The 19,701-nt window shown below is 69.0% G+C and carries 17 protein-coding genes and 2 pseudogenes; 17 read left to right on the forward strand and 2 right to left on the reverse strand.

Annotated features, from left to right (window positions below; genetic code table 11):
* The first annotated feature begins 43 nt into the window (after nt 1-43).
* Nucleotides 44-811 carry a hypothetical protein gene (locus tag AB8Z36_RS04970; RefSeq protein ID WP_369211932.1) on the forward strand — a complete coding sequence of 256 codons (768 nt, stop codon included), beginning with the start codon at nt 44-46 and terminating at the stop codon, nt 809-811.
* Nucleotides 812-886: 75 nt separating this feature from the next.
* Here the strand turns inward: AB8Z36_RS04970 and AB8Z36_RS04975 are convergent, their stop codons facing one another.
* On the reverse strand, nt 887-1,435 hold the full coding sequence (locus AB8Z36_RS04975) for a GNAT family N-acetyltransferase (RefSeq protein ID WP_369211933.1): 549 nt from the start codon (nt 1,433-1,435) through the stop codon (nt 887-889).
* Nucleotides 1,436-1,532: 97 nt separating this feature from the next.
* Between AB8Z36_RS04975 and AB8Z36_RS04980 the strand changes: the two genes are divergently transcribed.
* The gene (locus tag AB8Z36_RS04980; RefSeq protein WP_369211934.1) at nt 1,533-2,819 is read left to right on the forward strand and encodes a geranylgeranyl reductase family protein; all 1,287 of its coding nucleotides are present in this window, start codon (nt 1,533-1,535) and stop codon (nt 2,817-2,819) included.
* 41 nt (nt 2,820-2,860) lie between these two features.
* The gene (locus AB8Z36_RS04985; protein ID WP_369211935.1) at nt 2,861-3,187 is read left to right on the forward strand and encodes a putative quinol monooxygenase; all 327 of its coding nucleotides are present in this window, start codon (nt 2,861-2,863) and stop codon (nt 3,185-3,187) included.
* A gap of 116 nt (nt 3,188-3,303) precedes the next feature.
* Here AB8Z36_RS04985 and AB8Z36_RS04990 read toward each other — a convergent pair whose 3' ends face one another.
* The gene (locus AB8Z36_RS04990; protein WP_369211936.1) at nt 3,304-4,119 is read right to left on the reverse strand and encodes a C40 family peptidase; all 816 of its coding nucleotides are present in this window, start codon (nt 4,117-4,119) and stop codon (nt 3,304-3,306) included.
* 806 nt (nt 4,120-4,925) lie between these two features.
* On the opposite strand from AB8Z36_RS04990, the gene AB8Z36_RS04995 reads away from it, so the two are divergent.
* From AB8Z36_RS04995 to AB8Z36_RS05060, 14 genes and pseudogenes are all read left to right on the forward strand, one after another.
* Nucleotides 4,926-5,285, forward strand: a complete 360-nt coding sequence (locus tag AB8Z36_RS04995) for an NADH-quinone oxidoreductase subunit A (protein WP_003992243.1) — start codon at nt 4,926-4,928, stop codon at nt 5,283-5,285.
* A gap of 21 nt (nt 5,286-5,306) precedes the next feature.
* Complete coding sequence (locus tag AB8Z36_RS05000) at nt 5,307-5,861, forward strand: NuoB/complex I 20 kDa subunit family protein (RefSeq protein WP_031035164.1); 555 nt, start codon at nt 5,307-5,309, stop codon at nt 5,859-5,861.
* Nucleotides 5,858-6,577, forward strand: a complete 720-nt coding sequence (locus AB8Z36_RS05005) for an NADH-quinone oxidoreductase subunit C (RefSeq protein WP_369211937.1) — start codon at nt 5,858-5,860, stop codon at nt 6,575-6,577. Before AB8Z36_RS05000 ends, AB8Z36_RS05005 begins: the two co-directional genes overlap by 4 nt.
* The gene (locus AB8Z36_RS05010) at nt 6,577-7,914 is read left to right on the forward strand and encodes an NADH-quinone oxidoreductase subunit D (protein ID WP_369211938.1); all 1,338 of its coding nucleotides are present in this window, start codon (nt 6,577-6,579) and stop codon (nt 7,912-7,914) included. The genes AB8Z36_RS05005 and AB8Z36_RS05010 overlap by 1 nt, the downstream gene beginning before the upstream one ends.
* Nucleotides 7,915-7,958: 44 nt before the next feature.
* Nucleotides 7,959-8,765, forward strand: coding sequence for an NADH-quinone oxidoreductase subunit NuoE (gene nuoE / locus AB8Z36_RS05015; RefSeq protein WP_369211945.1), 807 nt, complete (start codon nt 7,959-7,961; stop codon nt 8,763-8,765).
* Nucleotides 8,765-10,126, forward strand: a complete 1,362-nt coding sequence (gene nuoF, locus AB8Z36_RS05020) for an NADH-quinone oxidoreductase subunit NuoF (protein ID WP_369211939.1) — start codon at nt 8,765-8,767, stop codon at nt 10,124-10,126. The genes nuoE and nuoF overlap by 1 nt, the downstream gene beginning before the upstream one ends.
* A pseudogene (locus AB8Z36_RS05025) lies at nt 10,123-12,546 on the forward strand (NADH-quinone oxidoreductase subunit G). Before nuoF ends, AB8Z36_RS05025 begins: the two are co-directional and overlap by 4 nt.
* 38 nt (nt 12,547-12,584) lie before the next feature.
* Nucleotides 12,585-13,919, forward strand: a complete 1,335-nt coding sequence (nuoH, locus tag AB8Z36_RS05030; protein WP_369211946.1) for an NADH-quinone oxidoreductase subunit NuoH — start codon at nt 12,585-12,587, stop codon at nt 13,917-13,919.
* On the forward strand, nt 13,912-14,598 hold the full coding sequence (gene nuoI, locus AB8Z36_RS05035; RefSeq protein WP_369211940.1) for an NADH-quinone oxidoreductase subunit NuoI: 687 nt from the start codon (nt 13,912-13,914) through the stop codon (nt 14,596-14,598). Before nuoH ends, nuoI begins: the two co-directional genes overlap by 8 nt.
* A complete protein-coding gene (locus AB8Z36_RS05040; RefSeq protein ID WP_369211941.1) occupies nt 14,595-15,464 on the forward strand; it encodes an NADH-quinone oxidoreductase subunit J in 870 nt (289 codons plus the stop codon). Before nuoI ends, AB8Z36_RS05040 begins: the two co-directional genes overlap by 4 nt.
* The gene (gene nuoK, locus AB8Z36_RS05045; RefSeq protein ID WP_369211942.1) at nt 15,461-15,760 is read left to right on the forward strand and encodes an NADH-quinone oxidoreductase subunit NuoK; all 300 of its coding nucleotides are present in this window, start codon (nt 15,461-15,463) and stop codon (nt 15,758-15,760) included. The genes AB8Z36_RS05040 and nuoK overlap by 4 nt, the downstream gene beginning before the upstream one ends.
* Before the next feature lie 13 nt (nt 15,761-15,773).
* On the forward strand, nt 15,774-17,720 hold the full coding sequence (gene nuoL / locus AB8Z36_RS05050) for an NADH-quinone oxidoreductase subunit L (RefSeq protein WP_369211943.1): 1,947 nt from the start codon (nt 15,774-15,776) through the stop codon (nt 17,718-17,720).
* Nucleotides 17,721-17,725: 5 nt separating this feature from the next.
* Nucleotides 17,726-19,297: an NADH-quinone oxidoreductase subunit M gene (locus AB8Z36_RS05055; protein ID WP_369211944.1), complete on the forward strand. Its 1,572-nt coding sequence runs from the start codon at nt 17,726-17,728 to the stop codon at nt 19,295-19,297.
* Nucleotides 19,294-19,701, forward strand: a pseudogene (locus AB8Z36_RS05060) (NADH-quinone oxidoreductase subunit NuoN); the annotation flags it as partial. The gene AB8Z36_RS05055 and the pseudogene AB8Z36_RS05060, both read left to right, overlap by 4 nt.

Consider the following 19,701-nt stretch of genomic DNA (forward strand, 5'->3'; position numbering starts at 1 on the left):
GTCCCCGTAGGAGCAGACCGTCTCCGCCCACGACCCGCACGCCGTGCACATCGGACGGCAGGCCGCCCCGGCCGCCCCGGCCGCCGCCAAGCCGCGTGGCCGGGCCCGGATCTGGGTGGCGACCCTCGCCGGGGCGTTCCTCATCGGCGGCGGCGTGACCGCCGGAATCCTGATCTGGCAGGACGGCAAGGACGGCAAGCCCGCCGCAGCGGCCGAGGACGGCAAGCCCTCGGCCGAGCCCTCCGAGCAGCCGAGCGAGCAGCCGAGCCCGCTGATCTCCGAGCGACCGGGGACCGACACGCCGGAGCCGGGGAGCAGCGACGAGCCGGGAGCCGCCGACGAGAAGCAGGCTCCCGCGGGCACCGTGCGGGTGACGGACGACGAGGGGTTCTCCTTCGCCGTCCCCAAGGGCTGGACCCGGCAGGCCGTGGACCCGGAGCGGCCGGGCCAGATCACCTACGCGGGGTCGGGCCGCGAGGAGTTCCTGGTCGGCGTGGTCACGTCCGCGCCCTACACCTCGTACGAGAACTTCATCAACATCGAGGAGCACACCGAGAAGGCGCCGGACAAGTCCGACTACCGGCGTATCCGCATGGAGGTGAACACCTTCGAGGGGCAGGACGGCGCGCTCTGGGAGTACTCCTACACGGACAAGTCGGGCCGCGCGATCCACGCCCTGAACCAGAGCTACATCGCGGAGAACGGCACGGAGTACGCGATCCAGCTCTCCTGGCGCGAGAGTGCCTGGTCGACGGCGAAGGGCGCGAAGACACACGCGACGGCGCTGGACACCTGGCGGCTCACGGCCTGAGAGCCTGTGTCATATCCCCGGTCGGACCAGCGTGCGTCGCACGCCCGGCAGGGGATATGACGCAGGCTCTGAGCGCTACAGAGCCAGCCTGAAGCAGTGCGCCGCGCGCGGCGCACCGTCCGCACCCGACGGCTCCGGCCTGGTGAACGTCTCGCCGAGCACCATGCCGAGCCGCCGGGCCACGGCGGCGGAGCGTTCGTTGCCGGGGTCGACCAGCGCGACCACGCCGGGCACGCCCGCCGCCCGCAGCCGGTCGAGGGTGGCGCGCGCGGCGGCCGTCGCGTACCCCTTGCCCCAGGCGGCGCGGCCGAGCCGCCAGCCGATCTCGATCTCGCCGGTCGGGCCCCACGGGCGCGTCCAGGGCTGCGCGCCCGCGAAGCCGATGGGGAAGCCCGCGGCGTCCAGCAAGGTCCAGAGGCAGTAGCCGCGTTCGGCGTCGTGTCTGCGCTGTCTCGCCGTCAGCTCCTCGTAGAAGGAGAGCTCCGCGGACCCGCCGCCGAGGAACTCCATGACCTCGGAGTCGTCGAAGAGCCGGTGCCAGGTGAAGGCGTCCTCGTGCGTGGGGACACGCAGCCGTACGACGGGGAGCGTTGCGGCGGGCAGGGTCTGGGTCTGCTCGGTCACGTGTGGCCCTTCGGCTGGTAGATCGGTACCGCCTCATAGACTGCCCATATCCCGTGCCGGTCGGCACACAGTTTTCGATCCTTGGGGAGAACCCGCCGTGACCGAGCCCCTCTCCGAACACACCGCGGACGTCATCGTCGTCGGAGCCGGGCCCGCCGGTTCGACGACGGCCTACTACTTGGCGAAGGCCGGGCTCGACGTCCTCCTCCTTGAGAAGACCGCGTTTCCGCGCGAGAAGGTCTGCGGTGACGGGCTCACGCCCCGCGCCACCAAGCAGCTCGTCTCCATGGGCATCGACATCTCCGAAGAGGCCGGATGGCTGCGGAACAAGGGCCTCCGCATCATCGGCGGCGGCTCGCGCCTCCAGCTCGACTGGCCGGATCTCGCCTCCTATCCCGACTACGGCCTCGTGCGCAAGCGCGACGACTTCGACGAGCAGCTCGCCCGGCAGGCGCAGAAGGCGGGCGCCAGGCTGCACGAGCGGTGCAACGTCGGTGAGCCGGTCATCGACGACCGCACCGGCCGCATCACCGGCGTGCACGCCAAGCTCGGCGAGGAGAAGACCCCGGTCACCTTCCACGCCCCGCTGGTCGTCGCGGCCGACGGCAACTCCTCGCGCATCTCCCTCGCCATGGGGCTGCACCGCCGCGAGGACCGACCGATGGGCGTGGCCGTGCGGACGTACTTCACCTCGCCGCGCCACGACGACGACTACCTGGAGTCCTGGCTCGAACTGTGGGACCGCCGCGGTCCCGGCGAGGACCGGCTGCTCCCGGGCTACGGCTGGATCTTCGGCATGGGCGACGGCACGTCCAACGTCGGCCTCGGTGTCCTGAACACCTCCGCCGCCTTCAAGGAGCTCGACTGGCGCGAGGTCCTGAAGGCCTGGTGCGCCTCGATGCCGGAGGACTGGGGCTACACCCCGGACAACATGACGATGCCGATCCGCGGCGCCGCCCTGCCGATGGCCTTCAACCGCCAGCCGCACTACACCAGAGGCCTGCTCCTGGTGGGCGACGCGGGCGGCCTGGTGAACCCGTTCAACGGCGAGGGCATCGCGTACGCAATGGAGTCCGGCCAGATCGCGGCGGACGTCATCGTGCAGGCACACGCGCGTGCCACCCCGGCCCAGCGCGAACTGGCACTCCAGAACTACCCGAAGACGCTCAAGGAGACCTACGGGGGGTACTACTCGCTGGGCCGTGCCTTCGTGAAGCTCATCGGCAACCCGAAGGTCATGAAGATCGCGACGCAGCGCGGTCTGACCCACCCCGTCCTCATGAGGTTCACGCTGAAGATGCTGGCGAACCTCACGGACCCGACGGGCGGCGACGCCATGGACCGCATCATCAACGGGCTGAGCAAGGTGGCACCGAAGGCGTAACCCCGGTGGGCGGTCCGCACGGTACGGTGCAAAATGGACGCATGATATTTATTGCCGTCAAGTTCACCGTCCGTCCCGAGCACAGCGAGAGCTGGATCGAGCGGACCGCCGCATTCACCGCCGCCACGCGCGCGGAGCCGGGCAACGTCTTCTTCGAGTGGTCCAGGTCGGTCGAGGACCCGAACCAGTTCGTGCTCCTTGAGGCCTTCGCCGACGGGGACGCGGGCGCCGCGCACGTCGGCTCGGACCACTTCAAGGCCGCCATGGAGACGATGTCCGAGGCGATCGCGGAGGTGCCGGAGATCGTGAACACGGAGATTCCGGGCACCGGTTGGTCGCGCATGGCGGAACTGTCGCCGAAGAGCTGAGCTCGGCCGCGCCGAAGAGCTGACTTTCGTATCGCGTGAGAGCGCCCCAGGGCGCGCGTAAGGGCCGGAGCCACCCCGAGGGTGGCTCCGGCCCTTACGCGTTGCTCAGAAGGCCGTCAGAGGACGCGCACGGCGCCCGAGGCCGGGTAGCCCGACAGGTCCTGGATGACGACGCCCTTGCCGGGGTTGGCGGCGTCGAGGTACTGGCCGTTACCGATGTACACACCCACGTGGAACGCGGAGCCCTTGCCGCCCCAGTACAGGATGTCGCCGACCTGCAGGTTCGAGGTGCCGACCTCGGTGCCCATCGTCGACTGGTCCTGCGAGACGCGCGGAAGGTCCACGCCCGCCTGCTTGAACGCGGCCTGTACCAGGCTGGAGCAGTCCCAGGCGTTGGGGCCGGAGGCGCCCATCACGTAGGCGTCGCCGAGCTGCGCCTTGAGGAAGCTGATCACCGAGCCGACGCTGCCGCTGGCCGGAGCGGGGGCCGAGTCGGAGGAGCCGGCGGAGGTGGTCTGCGTCGAGAGGTTCGTCCGCTCGGTGGACCGGGAGGCGCGCTCCTCGTCCGCCTTCTTCTTCGCGGCGGCCTCGGCCTTGCGCTTGGCCTCGGCCTTCTTCTCGGCCTGCGCCTGGTCTTCCTTGGCCTGCTTGGCGGCCTTGGTGGCGGCGGCGTCCTGCTCGGCGCGGGACTCGTAGGTGTCGGCGGCCTGCTGGGTGGCGTCCGCCGACTGGGCGATCTGCGCGGACAGATCGGTGGTGAGCGTGGGCATCTCGATGGTCTCGGTCACCGGCTCGGCCGCGTTCGCCGTACCGGCCGCCGCGGCCACTGCCAGGGTGCTGAGGACGCCACCGGCGACTCCGGCGCGCAGGGCGATCTTGGAGGCGCTGCGACGGGGCTTCCGGTGGCTGGGTATGTGAGCGGTGTGGGACATGAGAACAACCGCTATCAGGGACTCATGGTTCCCATCAAGAAACGTGTGGTGCGCCACAGTTGCCGTTCTGGGCCCCGAATCCCGGGCGTGTCGCTCCTTATTGACGCCGTAACGGGCAATGCGGACACGGGTGATCACGCCTGTGATCAAGGGTTTTCAGCGATACGCCCGAATTGCCCGCGGTCTACCACCGGTTGAGCCAGTTGGCCAAGCCCCGTGTTTCCACCCCTCGGCGCCGTGTGGTGCAGGTCACACCGTAACCCCCTCAGGGGTCTCCCTGAGATCTTGCTGAGACCTCCCTGAGATCTCCCGTACTTTTCGGCTGCCCGCGTGACGGCTCCCGAACCGTTCGGCGGGTGGCCGCGGGTCTCCTCGCGGCATGGACCCTTCCGCTCGTGAATCGGTGCACGTGTCCACTTTCGTCCACACCGTTGCCGCCAACGTGTGAACGCGGTGCCTCTATCAAGCGATCACGTCCAGCGCCAATTTGCCTGTAGCTGCCAACTCTTGATAGGGCAACACCCCCTCGACCAGCGATGACGCGCTGAGATGTCACCTCTAGTGATCACTCAGGCGCTTCGCGTACGAAGATCACCGCTCATCCGACTTCATGATCCTTCGTCAGGTGGTGGAGATCACAAAGCCGTTGTCGCACCCCGTGTCGCAGATCACAGACCGCCGGGCATAAGATGCGGGGCAGTTGGGCTTGTGACCTGCTTCACATGTGAGCGATCTTCAGATGGGATGCAGGGCTCAGGGCCGACGCAACCGCCAACAGTCAGTGCCGACTGAGAGGAGCGAGGAGCGTGAATGCCTATGCGCCCATCCTCGTGCTGGGAGCCCTCGGGGCAGGCTTTGCGATCTTCTCCGTGGTCATGGCCACGCTTATCGGTCCAAAGCGGTACAACCGCGCAAAGCTAGAGGCCTATGAGTGCGGTATCGAACCAACGCCGACGCCGGCCGGTGGTGGGCGATTTCCCATCAAGTACTACCTGACGGCGATGCTCTTCATCGTCTTCGACATCGAGATCGTCTTCCTCTACCCCTGGGCCGTCACCTTCGACGCGCTGGGGATTTTCGGGCTCGTGGAGATGCTGCTCTTCGTGCTCACCGTCTTCGTCGCGTACGCGTACGTATGGCGGCGCGGCGGCCTGGAATGGGACTAAAGGTCTGAGGGGCCAAAGAGCATGGGACTCGAAGAGAAACTGCCGAGCGGTTTTCTGCTGACCACCGTCGAACAAGCCGCGGGCTGGGTGCGCAAGTCATCCGTCTTCCCCGCCACGTTCGGTCTCGCGTGCTGCGCCATCGAGATGATGACGACGGGCGCGGGCCGGTACGACCTGGCGCGCTTCGGCATGGAGGTCTTCCGCGGTTCACCGCGCCAGGCCGATCTGATGATCGTGGCGGGCCGGGTCAGCCAGAAGATGGCGCCCGTCCTGCGGCAGGTCTATGACCAGATGCCCAACCCCAAGTGGGTCATCTCGATGGGGGTTTGCGCTTCATCGGGCGGGATGTTCAACAATTACGCGATTGTGCAGGGTGTGGACCATGTCGTCCCTGTTGACATCTATTTGCCCGGCTGTCCGCCGCGGCCGGAGATGCTGATGGACGCGATCCTCAAGCTCCACCAGAAGATCCAGGGCTCCAAGCTCGGCGTGAACGCGGAGGAAGCGGCACGCGAGGCGGAGGAGGCGGCCCTCAAGGCGCTCCCCACCATCGAGATGAAGGGGCTGCTGCGGTGAGCGAGGAGAACGAGAACGGAACCGCGAACGGCGTCCCCGCCCCGCGCGACGAGGGCGGCGAGGTCATCCGCGTCCGCCGGGGCATGTTCGGCGCCGAGAACGGCGGCGACACCTCCGGCTACGGCGGGCTCGTCAGGACCATCACGCTGCCCGGCGCGTCGTCGCGTCCCTACGGCGGCTGGTTCGACGAGGTCGCCGACGAGCTGGAGGGCGCCCTGGAGGAGCAGGACCTCCTCCCGGAGAACGCCATCGAGAAGACGGTCGTCGACCGCGGCGAGCTGACCTTCCACATCGCGCGCGAACACCTCCCGCGCGTGGCGCGCACCCTGCGGGACGACCCGGCCCTGCGCTTCGAGCTCTGCACCGGCGTCTCCGGGGTGCACTTCCTCGAGGACAAGGGCCGCGAGCTGCACGCCGTCTACCACCTGCGCTCGCTCACCCACAACCGGCTGATCCGGCTGGAGGTGAGCGTCCCCGACGCGGACCCGCGGCTGCCCTCGCTGGTCGCCGTCTACCCGACCAACGACTGGCACGAGCGCGAGGCGTACGACTTCTTCGGCCTCGTCTTCGAAGGCCACCCGGCCCTCACCCGGATCATGATGCCGGACGACTGGCAGGGCTTCCCCCAGCGCAAGGACTACCCGCTCGGCGGCATCCCCGTCGAGTACAAGGGCGCCCAGATCCCGGCTCCGGACCAGCGGAGGTCGTACACCTGATGTCCACTTCTCCATCCGCCTCGCACGCCTCCGGGGCCCGCGAGACGACCGAGGGGACCGTCTACACGGTCACCGGCGGCGACTGGGACGAGGTCGTCCAGTCCGCGGCCAAAGCCGACGACGAGCGCATCATTGTCAACATGGGCCCGCAGCACCCGTCCACGCACGGTGTGCTCCGCCTCATCCTGGAGATCGAGGGCGAGACGGTCTCCGAGGCCCGCTGCGGCATCGGCTATCTGCACACGGGCATCGAGAAGAACCTCGAATACCGCACGTGGACGCAGGGCACGACGTTCGTCACGCGCATGGACTACCTCACGCCGTTCTTCAACGAGACGGCCTACTGCCTCGGGGTCGAGAAGCTCCTCGGCATCGAGGACCAGATCCCCGACCGCGCCTCGGTCATCCGCGTGCTGCTCATGGAGCTCAACCGCCTCTCCTCGCACCTGGTGTGCATCGCCACCGGCGGCATGGAGCTCGGCGCGACCACGATCATGATCTACGGCTTCCGTGATCGTGAACTCATTCTCGATCTCTACGAACTCATCACCGGCCTGCGCATGAACCACGCGTACATCCGGCCGGGCGGGCTCGCCCAGGACCTGCCGCCCGGCGCGGTGGACCAGCTCCGCGAGTTCGTGAAGAAGATGAAGAAGAACCTCCCGGAGTACGACAAGCTCGCCACCGGGAACCCCATCTTCAAGGCCCGCATGCAGGACGTCGGCTATCTCGACCTGACCGGCTGCATGGCGCTCGGCGCCACGGGCCCGGTCCTGCGCTCGGCGGGCCTGCCGCACGACCTGCGCAAGTCGCAGCCCTACTGCGGTTACGAGAACTACGAGTTCGACGTCCCGACCGCCGACACCTGCGACTCCTACGGGCGCTTCCTGATCCGCCTCGAGGAGATGCGCCAGTCGCTGCGCATCGTCGAGCAGTGCCTGGACCGGCTCGCCCCGGGACCGGTCATGGTCGCCGACAAGAAGATCGCCTGGCCCGCGCAGCTCGCGCTCGGCCCGGACGGCCTCGGCAACTCGCTCGACCACATCAAGAAGATCATGGGCACCTCCATGGAGTCCCTGATCCACCACTTCAAGCTGGTGACCGAGGGCTTCCGGGTACCGGCCGGACAGGCGTACACCGCGGTCGAGTCGCCCAAGGGCGAGCTCGGCGTGCATGTCGTCTCCGACGGCGGCACCCGCCCCTACCGGGTCCACTTCCGCGACCCGTCCTTCACCAACCTCCAGGCCATGGCGGCGATGTGCGAGGGCGGCCAGGTCGCCGACGTCATCGTCGCCGTCGCGTCCATCGACCCCGTGATGGGAGGCGTCGACCGGTGACCACCACTCCCTCTTCCGAGCAGGGCACGGGCGTCAGCCTGGGCATGCCCCAACTCCCCGCCCCCGACTACCCGGCCGACGTCCGCGCCAGGCTGGAGGCGGACGCCAAGGAGATCATCGCCCGCTATCCGGGGTCGCGCTCCGCGCTCCTCCCGCTGCTGCACCTGGTGCAGTCGGAGGAGGGGCACGTCACGCGCACCGGCATGCAGTTCTGCGCCGACGTGCTCGGTCTGACCACGGCCGAGGTCACGGCCGTCGCGACCTTCTACACCATGTACCGGCGCAAGCCCTCCGGCGACTACCAGGTCGGCGTCTGCACCAACACGCTCTGCGCGGTGATGGGCGGCGACGCCATCTTCGACGAGCTCAAGCAGCACCTCGGCGTCGGCAACGACGAGACCACCGAGGACGGCAAGATCACGCTTGAGCACATCGAGTGCAACGCCGCCTGCGACTTCGCCCCCGTGGTGATGGTCAACTGGGAGTTCTTCGACAACCAGACGCCGGCGTCCGCCAAGCGGCTCGTGGACGACCTGCGCGCGGGCGTGCCGGTCGAACCCACCCGCGGCGCACCGCTCTGCACGTACAAGGAGACCGCCCGGATCCTGGCGGGCTTCCCCGACGAGCGCCCCGGAGCCGTCGAGGCGAGCGGCGGCGCGGGCCCCGCCTCGCTGATCGGACTGCGCCTGGCCAAGGGCGAGGAGCCGCAGCCGCGCGTCGTCGCCCCGCGCACGGGCGGACCGCAGGACGAGGCGCCCGCCGAGCACCTGAGCTCGCACGACGCACCGCAGCAGACCTCGGCATCCGACCCGGCCCACCCGGCCGGACCGACGGCCGAGGAGGGGGAGTGATGACCTTGGCAGCCGAGATCGACAACGAGACGAGCCCCGAGAAGCTGCTCGCACCGGTCCTCTCCGCCTTCTGGGACGAGGAGAAGTCCTGGACGCTGGAGACCTACCGGCGCCACGAGGGGTACGAAGGCCTGCGCAAGGCGCTCGCCATGGACCCCGACGACCTCATCGCGTACGTGAAGGACGCGGGCCTGCGGGGCCGCGGCGGCGCGGGCTTCCCCACCGGCATGAAGTGGCAGTTCATCCCGCAGGGCGACGGCAAGCCGCACTATCTAGTTGTCAACGCCGACGAATCGGAGCCCGGGACCTGCAAGGACATCCCGCTCCTCTTCGCGAACCCGCATTCCCTCATCGAGGGGATCGTGATCGCGTGCTACGCGATCCGCTCTTCGCATGCCTTCATCTATCTGCGGGGCGAGGTCGTCCCCGTGCTGCGCAGGCTGCACGAGGCCGTCCGCGAGGCCTATGCGGCGGGCTACCTCGGCAAGGACGTCCTGGGCAGCGGACTCGATCTGGAACTCACCGTGCACGCGGGCGCGGGCGCGTACATCTGCGGTGAGGAGACCGCGCTGCTCGACTCGCTCGAAGGCCGTCGAGGCCAACCGCGACTGCGTCCCCCTTTCCCTGCCGTCGCGGGTCTCTACGCATGCCCCACTGTGGTGAACAACGTCGAGTCCATCGCGTCGGTTCCCGCGATCCTCAACCGCGGGAAAGACTGGTTCAAGTCCATGGGGAGCGAGAAGTCCCCGGGCTTCACGCTCTACTCCCTGAGCGGCCACGTCACCAGCCCCGGCCAGTACGAGGCGCCGCTCGGCATCACGCTGCGCCAGCTCCTCGACATGAGCGGCGGCATGCGCGCCGGACACCGGCTCAAGTTCTGGACGCCCGGCGGCTCGTCGACGCCGATGTTCACCGACGAGCACCTCGACGTCCCGCTGGACTACGAGGGGGTGGGCGCCGCGGGCTCGATGCTCGGCACCAAGGCGCTCCAGTGCTTCGACGAGACGACGTGCGTCGTGCGGGCGGTGACCCGCTGGACGGAGTTCTACGCCCACGAGTCCTGCGGCAAGTGCACCCCGTGCCGTGAAGGCACCTACTGGCTCGTCCAGTTGCTCCGCGACATCGAGGCGGGCAAGGGCGTCATGGCCGACCTCGACAAGCTGAACGACATCGCCGACAACATCAACGGCAAGTCCTTCTGCGCTCTTGGCGACGGCGCCGCCTCGCCGATCTTCTCCTCGCTGAAGTACTTCCGCGAGGAGTACGAGCAGCACATCACCGGCAAGGGCTGCCCCTTCGACCCGGCCAAGTCGACTCTCTGGAGCGACCGCGCCGACCAGCACACGGAGGTGAACGCATGACAGTGACCACCAACAGCGCTCCCTCCGGGGGCGGGGAGGCGGCGGTACCGCCGGAGGATCTCGTCTCGCTGACCATCGACGGCATCGAGATCAGCGTGCCCAAGGGGACGCTGGTCATCAGGGCCGCCGAACTGCTCGGCATCGAGATCCCCCGCTTCTGCGACCACCCGCTGCTCGACCCCGCGGGCGCCTGCCGCCAGTGCATCGTCGAGGTGGAGGGCCAGCGCAAGCCGATGGCGTCCTGCACCATCACGTGCACCGACGGCATGGTCGTGAAGTCCCAGCTCACCTCGCCGGTCGCGGAGAAGTCGCAGCGCGGTGTGATGGAGCTGCTGCTCATCAACCACCCGCTGGACTGCCCGGTCTGCGACAAGGGCGGCGAGTGCCCTCTGCAGAACCAGGCGATGCAGGTCGGTGACCCGGACTCCCGCTTCGAGGGCAAGAAGCGGACGTACGAGAAGCCGGTGCCGATCTCCACGCAGGTCCTGCTCGACCGCGAGCGGTGCGTGCTGTGCGCGCGCTGCACCCGGTTCTCCAACCAGATCGCCGGCGACCCGATGATCGAGCTGATCGAGCGCGGCGCCCTCCAGCAGGTCGGCACGGGCGAGGGCGACCCCTTCGAGTCGTACTTCTCCGGGAACACCATCCAGATCTGCCCGGTCGGCGCGCTCACCTCGGCGGCGTACCGATTCCGCTCGCGCCCCTTCGACCTGGTGTCCTCGCCCTCGGTGTGCGAGCACTGCTCGGGCGGCTGCGCCAGCCGTACGGACCACCGCCGCGGCAAGGTCATGCGGCGCCTCGCGGCGGACGACCCCGAGGTCAACGAGGAGTGGATGTGCGACAAGGGGCGCTTCGGCTTCCGTTACGCGCAGCGCCCCGACCGGCTGACCACACCTCTGGTGCGTGACGCCGCCACCGGTGAACTGGCGCCCGCGAGCTGGCCCGAGGCCCTGGACGCCGCTGCCCGGGGTCTCGCCGCCGCGCGCGGCCGGGCCGCGGTCCTGACCGGCGGCAGACTCACCGTGGAGGACGCCTACGCGTACAGCAAGTACGCGCGCGTGGCGCTCGACACGAACGACATCGACTTCCGCGCGCGCGTGCACAGCAGCGAGGAGGCCGACTTCCTCGCGGCACGGGTGGCCGGGCGGGGCCTGGACCTCGACGGGACCGGCGTCACGTACGCCGCTCTGGAGAAGGCCCCCGCCGTCCTGCTCGCCGGTTTCGAGTCCGAGGAGGAGGCGCCCGGCGTCTTCCTGCGGCTGCGCAAGGCCTGGCGCAAGCACGGCCAGCGCACCTTCTCGCTCGCCACCCATGTGACGAAGGGCCTGGAGARGRCGRGSGSCGCAGAGGCGCTGCGCTCCCCTGGAGCGGTCATCGTCGTCGGCGAGCGGCTCGCGGCCGTGCCCGGCGGACTCACCGCCGCCGTGCGGGCCGCCTCCGCGACCGGCGCGCGGTTGGTGTGGATCCCGCGCAGGGCGGGGGAGCGGGCCGCCGTCGAGGCGGGCGCGCTGCCCTCGCTGCTGCCCTGCGGCCGTCCGGCGACCGACCCGCGTGCGCGGGACGAGGTCGCCGCCGCCTGGGGCGTCGCCGAACTCCCGCACCGCTACGGCCGTGACACCGGGCAGATCATCGAGGCCGCGGCCACCGGTGAGCTCGGCGCGCTGCTCGTGGCGGGCGTCGAGGTGGCCGACCTGCCCGATCCGGCACGCGCGCGTGAGGCGCTCGACGCCGTCGGGTTCCTGGTCTCGCTCGAACTGCGGCCCAGCGAGGTGACGGAGCGGGCCGACGTCGTCCTTCCGGTGGCGGCCGTCGCGGAGAAGCCGGGCACCTTCCTCAACTGGGAAGGGCGTGCGCGGATGTTCGACGCCGCGCTCAAGCCGGACCAGATGACCCGGAGGCTGGCGCCCACCGACGCGCGTGTGCTGCACATGCTGGCGGACGCCGGGGACGTGCACCTCGGCCTGCCGGACCTGGTGACCCTCCGCCGTGAGCTGGACCGGCTCGGCGCCTGGGACGGTCCGCACGCGACCGAGTCCCTGGAGACGGCGGCCCAGCCGCCGAGGCCCGCCTCCGGAGAGGCCCTTCTCGCGGGCCACCGGCTGCTGCTCGACCAGGGCCGCCTCCAGGACGGTGACGAGGCGCTCGCCGGCACGCGGCACGCGGCCCACGCGCGCGTGTCCGCGGCCACGGCCGTGGAGGCGGGTGTGAAGGACGGTGACCTGCTGGCCGTGACGGGCCCCGCGGGCACCACCTCGCTGCCGCTCCAGGTCACCGAGATGCCGGACCGGGTGGTCTGGCTGCCGTTGAACTCGACTGGGGGAGGCGTCACTTCGGACACCGGCGCGCGCCCCGGCGACCTCGTCCGCATCGGCCCGGCGGTCCTGCCGGAGCCCACTGAGGCCCCGGAGGTGACGTCGTGACGCACACCGTGGTGCCGCTTGCGGCGGAGGACCTGTCCATGTTCGGCCGCGACCCCTGGTGGCTGATCGCCGTCAAGGCGGTCTTCTGCTTCGCGTTCCTGATGGTGACGGTCCTGTTCTCCATCGTGTGGGAGCGCAAGGTCGTCGCCTGGATGCAGTTGCGCATCGGGCCCAACCGGCACGGCCCCTGGGGCATGCTTCAGTCCCTGGCGGACGGCATCAAGCTGATGCTCAAGGAAGACGTCATCGTCAAGCGGGCCGACAAGGTGGTCTACATCCTTGCCCCGGTCGTCGCGGCGATCCCGGCCTTCATGGCGATCGCGGTGATCCCCTTCGGACCTGCGGGCAACGAGATCTCGATCTTCGGCCACCGCACCACGATGCAGCTCACCGACCTGCCGATCGCGATGCTCTACATCCTCGCGGTGGCCTCGGTCGGCATCTACGGCATCGTGCTCGCGGGCTGGAGCTCCGGCTCGACGTACCCGCTCCTCGGCGGTCTGCGCTCCTGCGCGCAGATGATCTCCTACGAGATCGCGATGGGCGCCGCGTTCGCCTCCGTCTTCCTCTACTCCGGGTCGATGTCGACCTCGGCGATCGTGGAGGCGCAGGCCGACCGCTGGTACGTGCTGCTGCTTCCCGTCTCGTTCCTGATCTACATCGTGACGATGATCGGTGAGACCAACCGCGCGCCGTTCGACATGCCGGAGTCCGAGGGCGACCTCGTCGGTGGCTTCAACACCGAGTACTCCTCCATCAAGTTCGCGCTGTTCATGCTCGCCGAGTACGTCAACATGGTCACCGTCTCGGCGGTCTCGGTCACCCTCTTCCTGGGCGGCTGGCGGGCCCCGTACCCGGTCAGCACCTTCTGGGAGGGCGCGAACCACGGCTGGTGGCCGATGCTCTGGTTCGTGATCAAGGTGCAGCTCCTGCTGTTCTTCTTCATCTGGCTGCGCGGCACGCTGCCACGCGTGCGCTACGACCAGCTCATGAAGCTCGGCTGGAAGGTGCTCATCCCGGTCTCCGTCCTGTGGCTGATGCTCGTCGCCACGGTCAGGGCCATGCGGAACGAGAACTACGACTTCACCTCGATCGCGCTCTATGTCGGCGGCGGGGTCATCGCCCTGCTGTTGCTCTCCGTGGTCGTCGACATCTTCCGCGACAAGCGGGAGAAGGAGGCCGCGGCGGAGGAGGAACCGGCCGCCTTCGACCCGATGGCGGGCGGATTCCCCGTGCCGCCGCTGCCCGGCCAGAGCCTGCCGCCGGTCCCGCGCCGCCGCTCCCGTCAGGAGCGGGAGCTGATTGTCAGTGGTGGACCGGATACTCAAAGTGACGGAACCCGAAGTGACGGAAAGGAGGCGTCCGATGGCTGAGTCGAACGAGGTGACACCGCACGGGTCGGGCGGGGAGACACCGCACGAGTCGAACCAATCGAAGCAGGGGTTCCAGAACCCCGTCGCGGGCTTCGGCGTGACCTTCAAGGCCATGTTCAAGAAGCGGCTGACCGAGCAGTATCCGGAGCAGCAGAAGATCACCGCTCCCCGCTTCCACGGCAGGCACCAGCTGAACCGCCATCCGGACGGCCTGGAGAAGTGCGTCGGCTGTGAGCTCTGCGCCTGGGCCTGTCCCGCGGACGCCATCTATGTGGAGGGCGCGGACAACACCGATGAGGAGCGGTACTCCCCCGGCGAGCGGTACGGCCGGGTGTACCAGATCAACTACGCCCGCTGCATCCTCTGCGGCCTGTGCATCGAGGCGTGCCCCACGCGCGCGCTGACGATGACGAACGAGTTCGAGCTGGCCGACAGCAGCCGCGAGAACCTCATCTACACCAAGGAGCAGCTGCTCGCCGGCCTCGAAGAGGGCATGGTCGACAGCCCGCACTCGATCTTCCCCGGCACGGACGAGCAGGACTACTACCGAGGTCTGGTCACCGAGGCCGCTCCCGGGACGGTGCCCCAGGTCGCCTACTCCAAGGGCGAGACGCCCCAGGAGGCGGCCGCCGACTTCGGGGACGGCGAACCGGCGTCGGAGAAGGTGATCGGCCGATGACGCAGCTCGCCGCCTACTCCACCTCCACCGGCGAGGCCGTCCAGTTCTGGGTGCTGGGCACGGTCGCCGTCATCGGCGCCCTGTGCACGATCCTCATGAAGAAGGCGGTGCACAGCGCGCTGTGCCTCGCCGGAACCATGATCATCCTGGCGGTCTTCTACCTCGCCAACGGCGCGTACTTCCTGGGCATCGTCCAGATCGTCGTCTACACCGGCGCGATCATGATGCTCTTCCTCTTCGTGGTCATGCTCGTCGGCGTCACCGCGGCGGACTCCCTGAAGGAGACCATCAAGGGCCAGCGCTGGCTCGCCCTCCTGTGCGGTCTCGGCTTCGCGGTGCTGCTCTTCGCGGGCATCGGCAACGCCTCGGTGAAGGAGTTCAACGGCCTGGCCAAGGCGAACTCCGGCGGCAACGTGGAGGGCCTCGCCGGGCTCATCTTCACGAAGTACGTCTTCGCCTTCGAGATCACCGGCGCGCTGCTCATCACCGCCACGGTCGGTGCGATGGTGCTGACCCACCGCGAGCGCACCGAGCGCGCCAAGACCCAGCGGGAGATGGCCGAGGAGCGGGTGCGCGCGGGCAAGCACCTGCCGCCCCTGCCCGCCCCCGGTGTGTACGCACGGCACAACGCCGTGGACATCGCGGGCCTGCTCCCCGACGGCACCCCCTCGGAGCTCACGGTCAACAGGACGCTGCGTGAGCGCGGCCAGATCCGTGACGTGTCGAGCGAGGCCCTGGACGACCTGCGGGCGCTCGAACAGCGCTCCGCCGACCGCCTGGAGCGGCCCGACACACGCAGGACCGACATCGGGCGGAACGGCAGCGAGCGGGCCGCGGGCGAGCGGGCCGAGGAGGCGTCGAAGTGAATCCGGTCAACTACCTCTACCTCGCCTCCCTGTTGTTCGCGATCGGCGCGACCGGCGTGCTCATCAGGCGGAACGCGATCGTGGTGTTCATGTGCATCGAGCTGATGCTCAACGCCTGCAACCTCGCGTTCGTGGCCTTCTCCCGGATGCACGGCAATCTCGACGGCCAGATCATCGCCTTCTTCACGATGGTCGTCGCCGCCGCGGAGGTCGTCGTCGGGCTCGCGATCATCGTGTCGCTCTTCCGTTCCCGCCACTCGGCCTCGGTCGACGACGCCAGCCTGATGAAGCTGTAAGGGGTCGCTCAAAGTGGAGAACCTGATTGCGCTGCTCGTCGCGGCGCCCCTGCTCGGAGCGGCCGTACTGCTGTGCGGCGGGCGGGCGCTCGACCGCGTGGGCCACTGGCTCGGCACGCTGCTCGCCGCCGCCTCCTTCGTCATCGCCGCCGTGCTGTTCACCGACATGCTGGGCAAGGGCGCGGAGGAGCGCTCGCTGTCGCAGCACCTGTTCAGCTGGATCCCCGTCGAGGGCTTCCAGGCGGACGTCGCCTTCCAGCTCGACCAGCTCTCGATGACGTTCGTGCTGCTCATCTCGGGCGTCGGCACCCTGATCCACGTCTATTCGATCGGGTACATGGAGCACGACGAGCGGCGCCGCCGCTTCTTCGGCTACCTGAACCTCTTCCTCGCGGCGATGCTCCTCCTGGTGCTCGCCGACAACTACCTGCTGCTGTACGTCGGCTGGGAGGGCGTCGGCCTCGCCTCGTACCTCCTGATCGGCTTCTGGCAGCACAAGCCCAGCGCGGCCACCGCCGCGAAGAAGGCCTTCCTGGTCAACCGGGTCGGCGACGTGGGCCTCTCGATCGCGATCATGCTGATGTTCACCACCTTCGGGACGTTCGCCTTCGGGCCGGTCCTGGAGGCCACGGGTGAGACGTCGGAAGGCAAGCTGACCGCCATCGGCCTGATGCTGCTGCTCGCCGCGTGCGGCAAGTCCGCCCAGGTGCCGCTCCAGTCCTGGCTCGGCGACGCGATGGAGGGCCCGACCCCGGTCTCGGCCCTGATCCACGCCGCGACCATGGTCACCGCGGGGGTGTACCTGATCGTCCGTTCCGGCGAGATCTTCAACGCCGCGCCGGACGCCCAGCTCGTCGTCACGGTCGTCGGAGCGGTCACACTCCTCTTCGGTGCGATCGTCGGTTGCGCCAAGGACGACATCAAGAAGGCGCTCGCCGGATCGACGATGTCCCAGATCGGGTACATGATCCTGGCCGCGGGCCTCGGCCCGGTCGGCTACGTCTTCGCGATCATGCACCTGGTGACGCACGGCTTCTTCAAGGCCGGGCTCTTCCTCGGTGCCGGTTCGGTCATGCACGGCATGAACGACGAGGTCGACATGCGCAAGTACGGCGGCCTGCGGAAGTACATGCCGGTCACCTTCGTGACCTTCGGTCTCGGCTATCTCGCGATCATCGGCTTCCCCGGCCTCTCCGGCTTCTTCTCCAAGGACAAGATCATCGAGGCGGCGTTCGCCAAGGGCGGCGCCGAGGGCTGGATCCTCGGCTCGGTGGCCCTCCTGGGCGCGGCCATCACCGCGTACTACATGACGCGCGTGATGATCATGACCTTCTTCGGCGAGGAGCGCTGGCGCCACCGGTCGACGCCCTCCCCCGAGCAGCCGGACGCGGAGCCCGCGGCGCAGACCGAGGGCGTGCACGACGAGCCGCACCCGCACGAGTCCCCGAAGTCCATGACGATCCCGATGATCGTCCTCGCCTTCGGATCGGTCTTCGCGGGCGGGTTCTTCAGCATCGGCGACCGCTTCACGCACTGGCTGGAGCCGGTCACCGAGCACAGCCACGGCGACTCGCCGCTCAGCGCCGCCACCGTCACGGGCGCCACCATGGTGGTCCTCGTCATCGGCGTCGCCCTGGCCTACGTCCAGTACGGACGCCGGCCGGTCCCGGTCACCGCCCCGCGCGGCTCGCTGCTCACCAGGGCCGCCCGCCGCGACCTCCTCCAGGACGACTTCAACCACGTCGTCCTGGTGCGCGGCGGCGAGCACCTCACGCGGTCCCTGGTCTACGTGGACCACTCCCTGGTCGACGGAGTCGTCAACGGCACGGCGGCCTCGGTCGGCGGCCTCTCCGGGCGGCTGCGCAAACTGCAGAACGGCTACGCCCGCTCCTACGCGGTCTCGATGTTCGGCGGCGCTGCGGTGCTCATCGCCGCGACCCTGCTGATGAGGGCGGTCTGATACCGATGTCCTTTCCTCTGCTGACAGCGACGGCGGCCCTGCCCGCGGTCGGCGCGATCGCCACGGCAGCCGTTCCGGCCGCCCGGCGGACCGCCGCCAAGTGGCTCGCGCTGCTCGTCTCGCTCGCGACGCTCGCGCTCGCCGTGACCGTGCTCGTCCGGTTCGACCCGGACGGCGCCCGCTATCAACTGACCGAATCGCGCTCCTGGATCGCGGAGTTCGGGGTGCGGTACGAACTGGGGGTCGACGGCATCGGTGTGGCGCTCATCGCGCTCACCGCCCTGCTGATGCCCTTCATCATCCTGGCGGGCTGGCACGACGCCGATCCCCTGGAGACCCGGTCGTCGCGGTGGCGCCCCACCCAGGGCTTCTTCGCCCTGATCCTGGCCGTCGAGGCGATGGTGATCATCTCCTTCGAGGCCACCGACGTCTTCCTCTTCTACATCTTCTTCGAAGCCATGCTCATCCCGATGTACTTCCTCATCGGCGGCTTCGGGGACCGCGCCCACGCGGGCAGCGACGAGAACGCCTCGGCGCAGCGCTCGTACGCGGCCGTGAAGTTCCTCCTGTACAACCTGGTCGGCGGCCTCATCATGCTGGCCGCGGTAATCGGTCTCTACGTAGTGGCCGGTAACTTCTCGCTCCAGGAGATCGCCGAGGCGCGGGCCAACGGCACGCTGGACATGGCGACCGACACCGAGCGGTGGCTCTTCCTCGGCTTCTTCTTCGCCTTCGCGGTGAAGGCCCCGCTGTGGCCGCTGCACACCTGGCTGCCGAACGCGATGGGCGAGTCGACGGCCCCGGTCGCCGTCCTGATCACCGCGGTGGTCGACAAGGTCGGCACGTTCGCGATGCTGCGGTTCTGCCTCGGGCTCTTCCCCGAGGCGAGCGAGTGGGCGACGCCGGTCATCCTCGTACTCGCCCTGATCAGCATCATCTACGGAGCGCTGCTCGCGGTCGGCCAGCGCGACATCAAGCGCCTGGTGGCGTACGCGTCGATCTCGCACTTCGGCTTCATCATCCTCGGCATCTTCGCCATGACCTCGCAGGGCCAGTCCGGCGCGACGCTCTACATGGTCAACCACGGCATCTCGACCGCCGCCCTGATGCTGGTCGCCGGGTTCCTGATCTCGCGGCGCGGCTCGCGCCTGATCGCCGACTACGGAGGCGTGCAGAAGGTGGCCCCCGTCCTCGCGGGCACCTTCCTGATCGGCGGTCTCGCCACGCTCTCGCTGCCGGGTCTCGCGCCCTTCGTGAGCGAGTTCCTCGTCCTGGTCGGCGCCTTCGCGCGCTATCCGGTGGTGGGGATCATCGCCACGGTCGGCATCGTCCTCGCGGCGCTCTACACCCTCGTCCTCTACCAGCGGACGATGACGGGCCCCGTGAAGCCGGAGGTCTCGGCCATGCCCGACCTGCGGGTGCGTGAGCTGGTCGTCGTCGCCCCGCTGATCGCGCTCCTGATCGGCCTCGGGGTCTACCCGAAGCCGCTCACCGACCTGGTGAACCCGGCGGTCAAGCACACGATGTCCGACGTACAGAAGAAGGACCCCAAGCCCGAGGTGGAGGCGGCCAAGTGAGCGCATCAGCCGTCCACAGCCTGTGGACAATGGCCGCCGATCCGATCGACAAGATCGACGCGCCGAAGATCGAGTACGGACAGCTCTCGCCGACGTTGATCGTCATCGGCGCGGCCGTCATCGGAGTGCTCGTCGAAGCCTTCGTCCCGCGCAAGTCGCGCTACTACACGCAGTTGTTCGTGTCCGTGGTCGCCCTCGCCGCCGCCTTCGCCGCGGTGGTCGGGCTCGCGGCCCGCGGCTTCGGCACGACGAAGGCGCACATCGCGGCGATGGGCGCGATCGCGGTCGACGGACCCGCACTCTTCCTGCAAGGCACGATCCTGCTCGCCGGACTCGTCGCGATCTTCACCTTCGCCGAGCGGCGTCTCGACCCGGAGGCGCACGGCAACCGCGTCGACTCGTTC

Source organism: Streptomyces flavofungini, assembly GCF_041028215.1.
Classification (GTDB): domain Bacteria; phylum Actinomycetota; class Actinomycetes; order Streptomycetales; family Streptomycetaceae; genus Streptomyces; species Streptomyces flavofungini_B.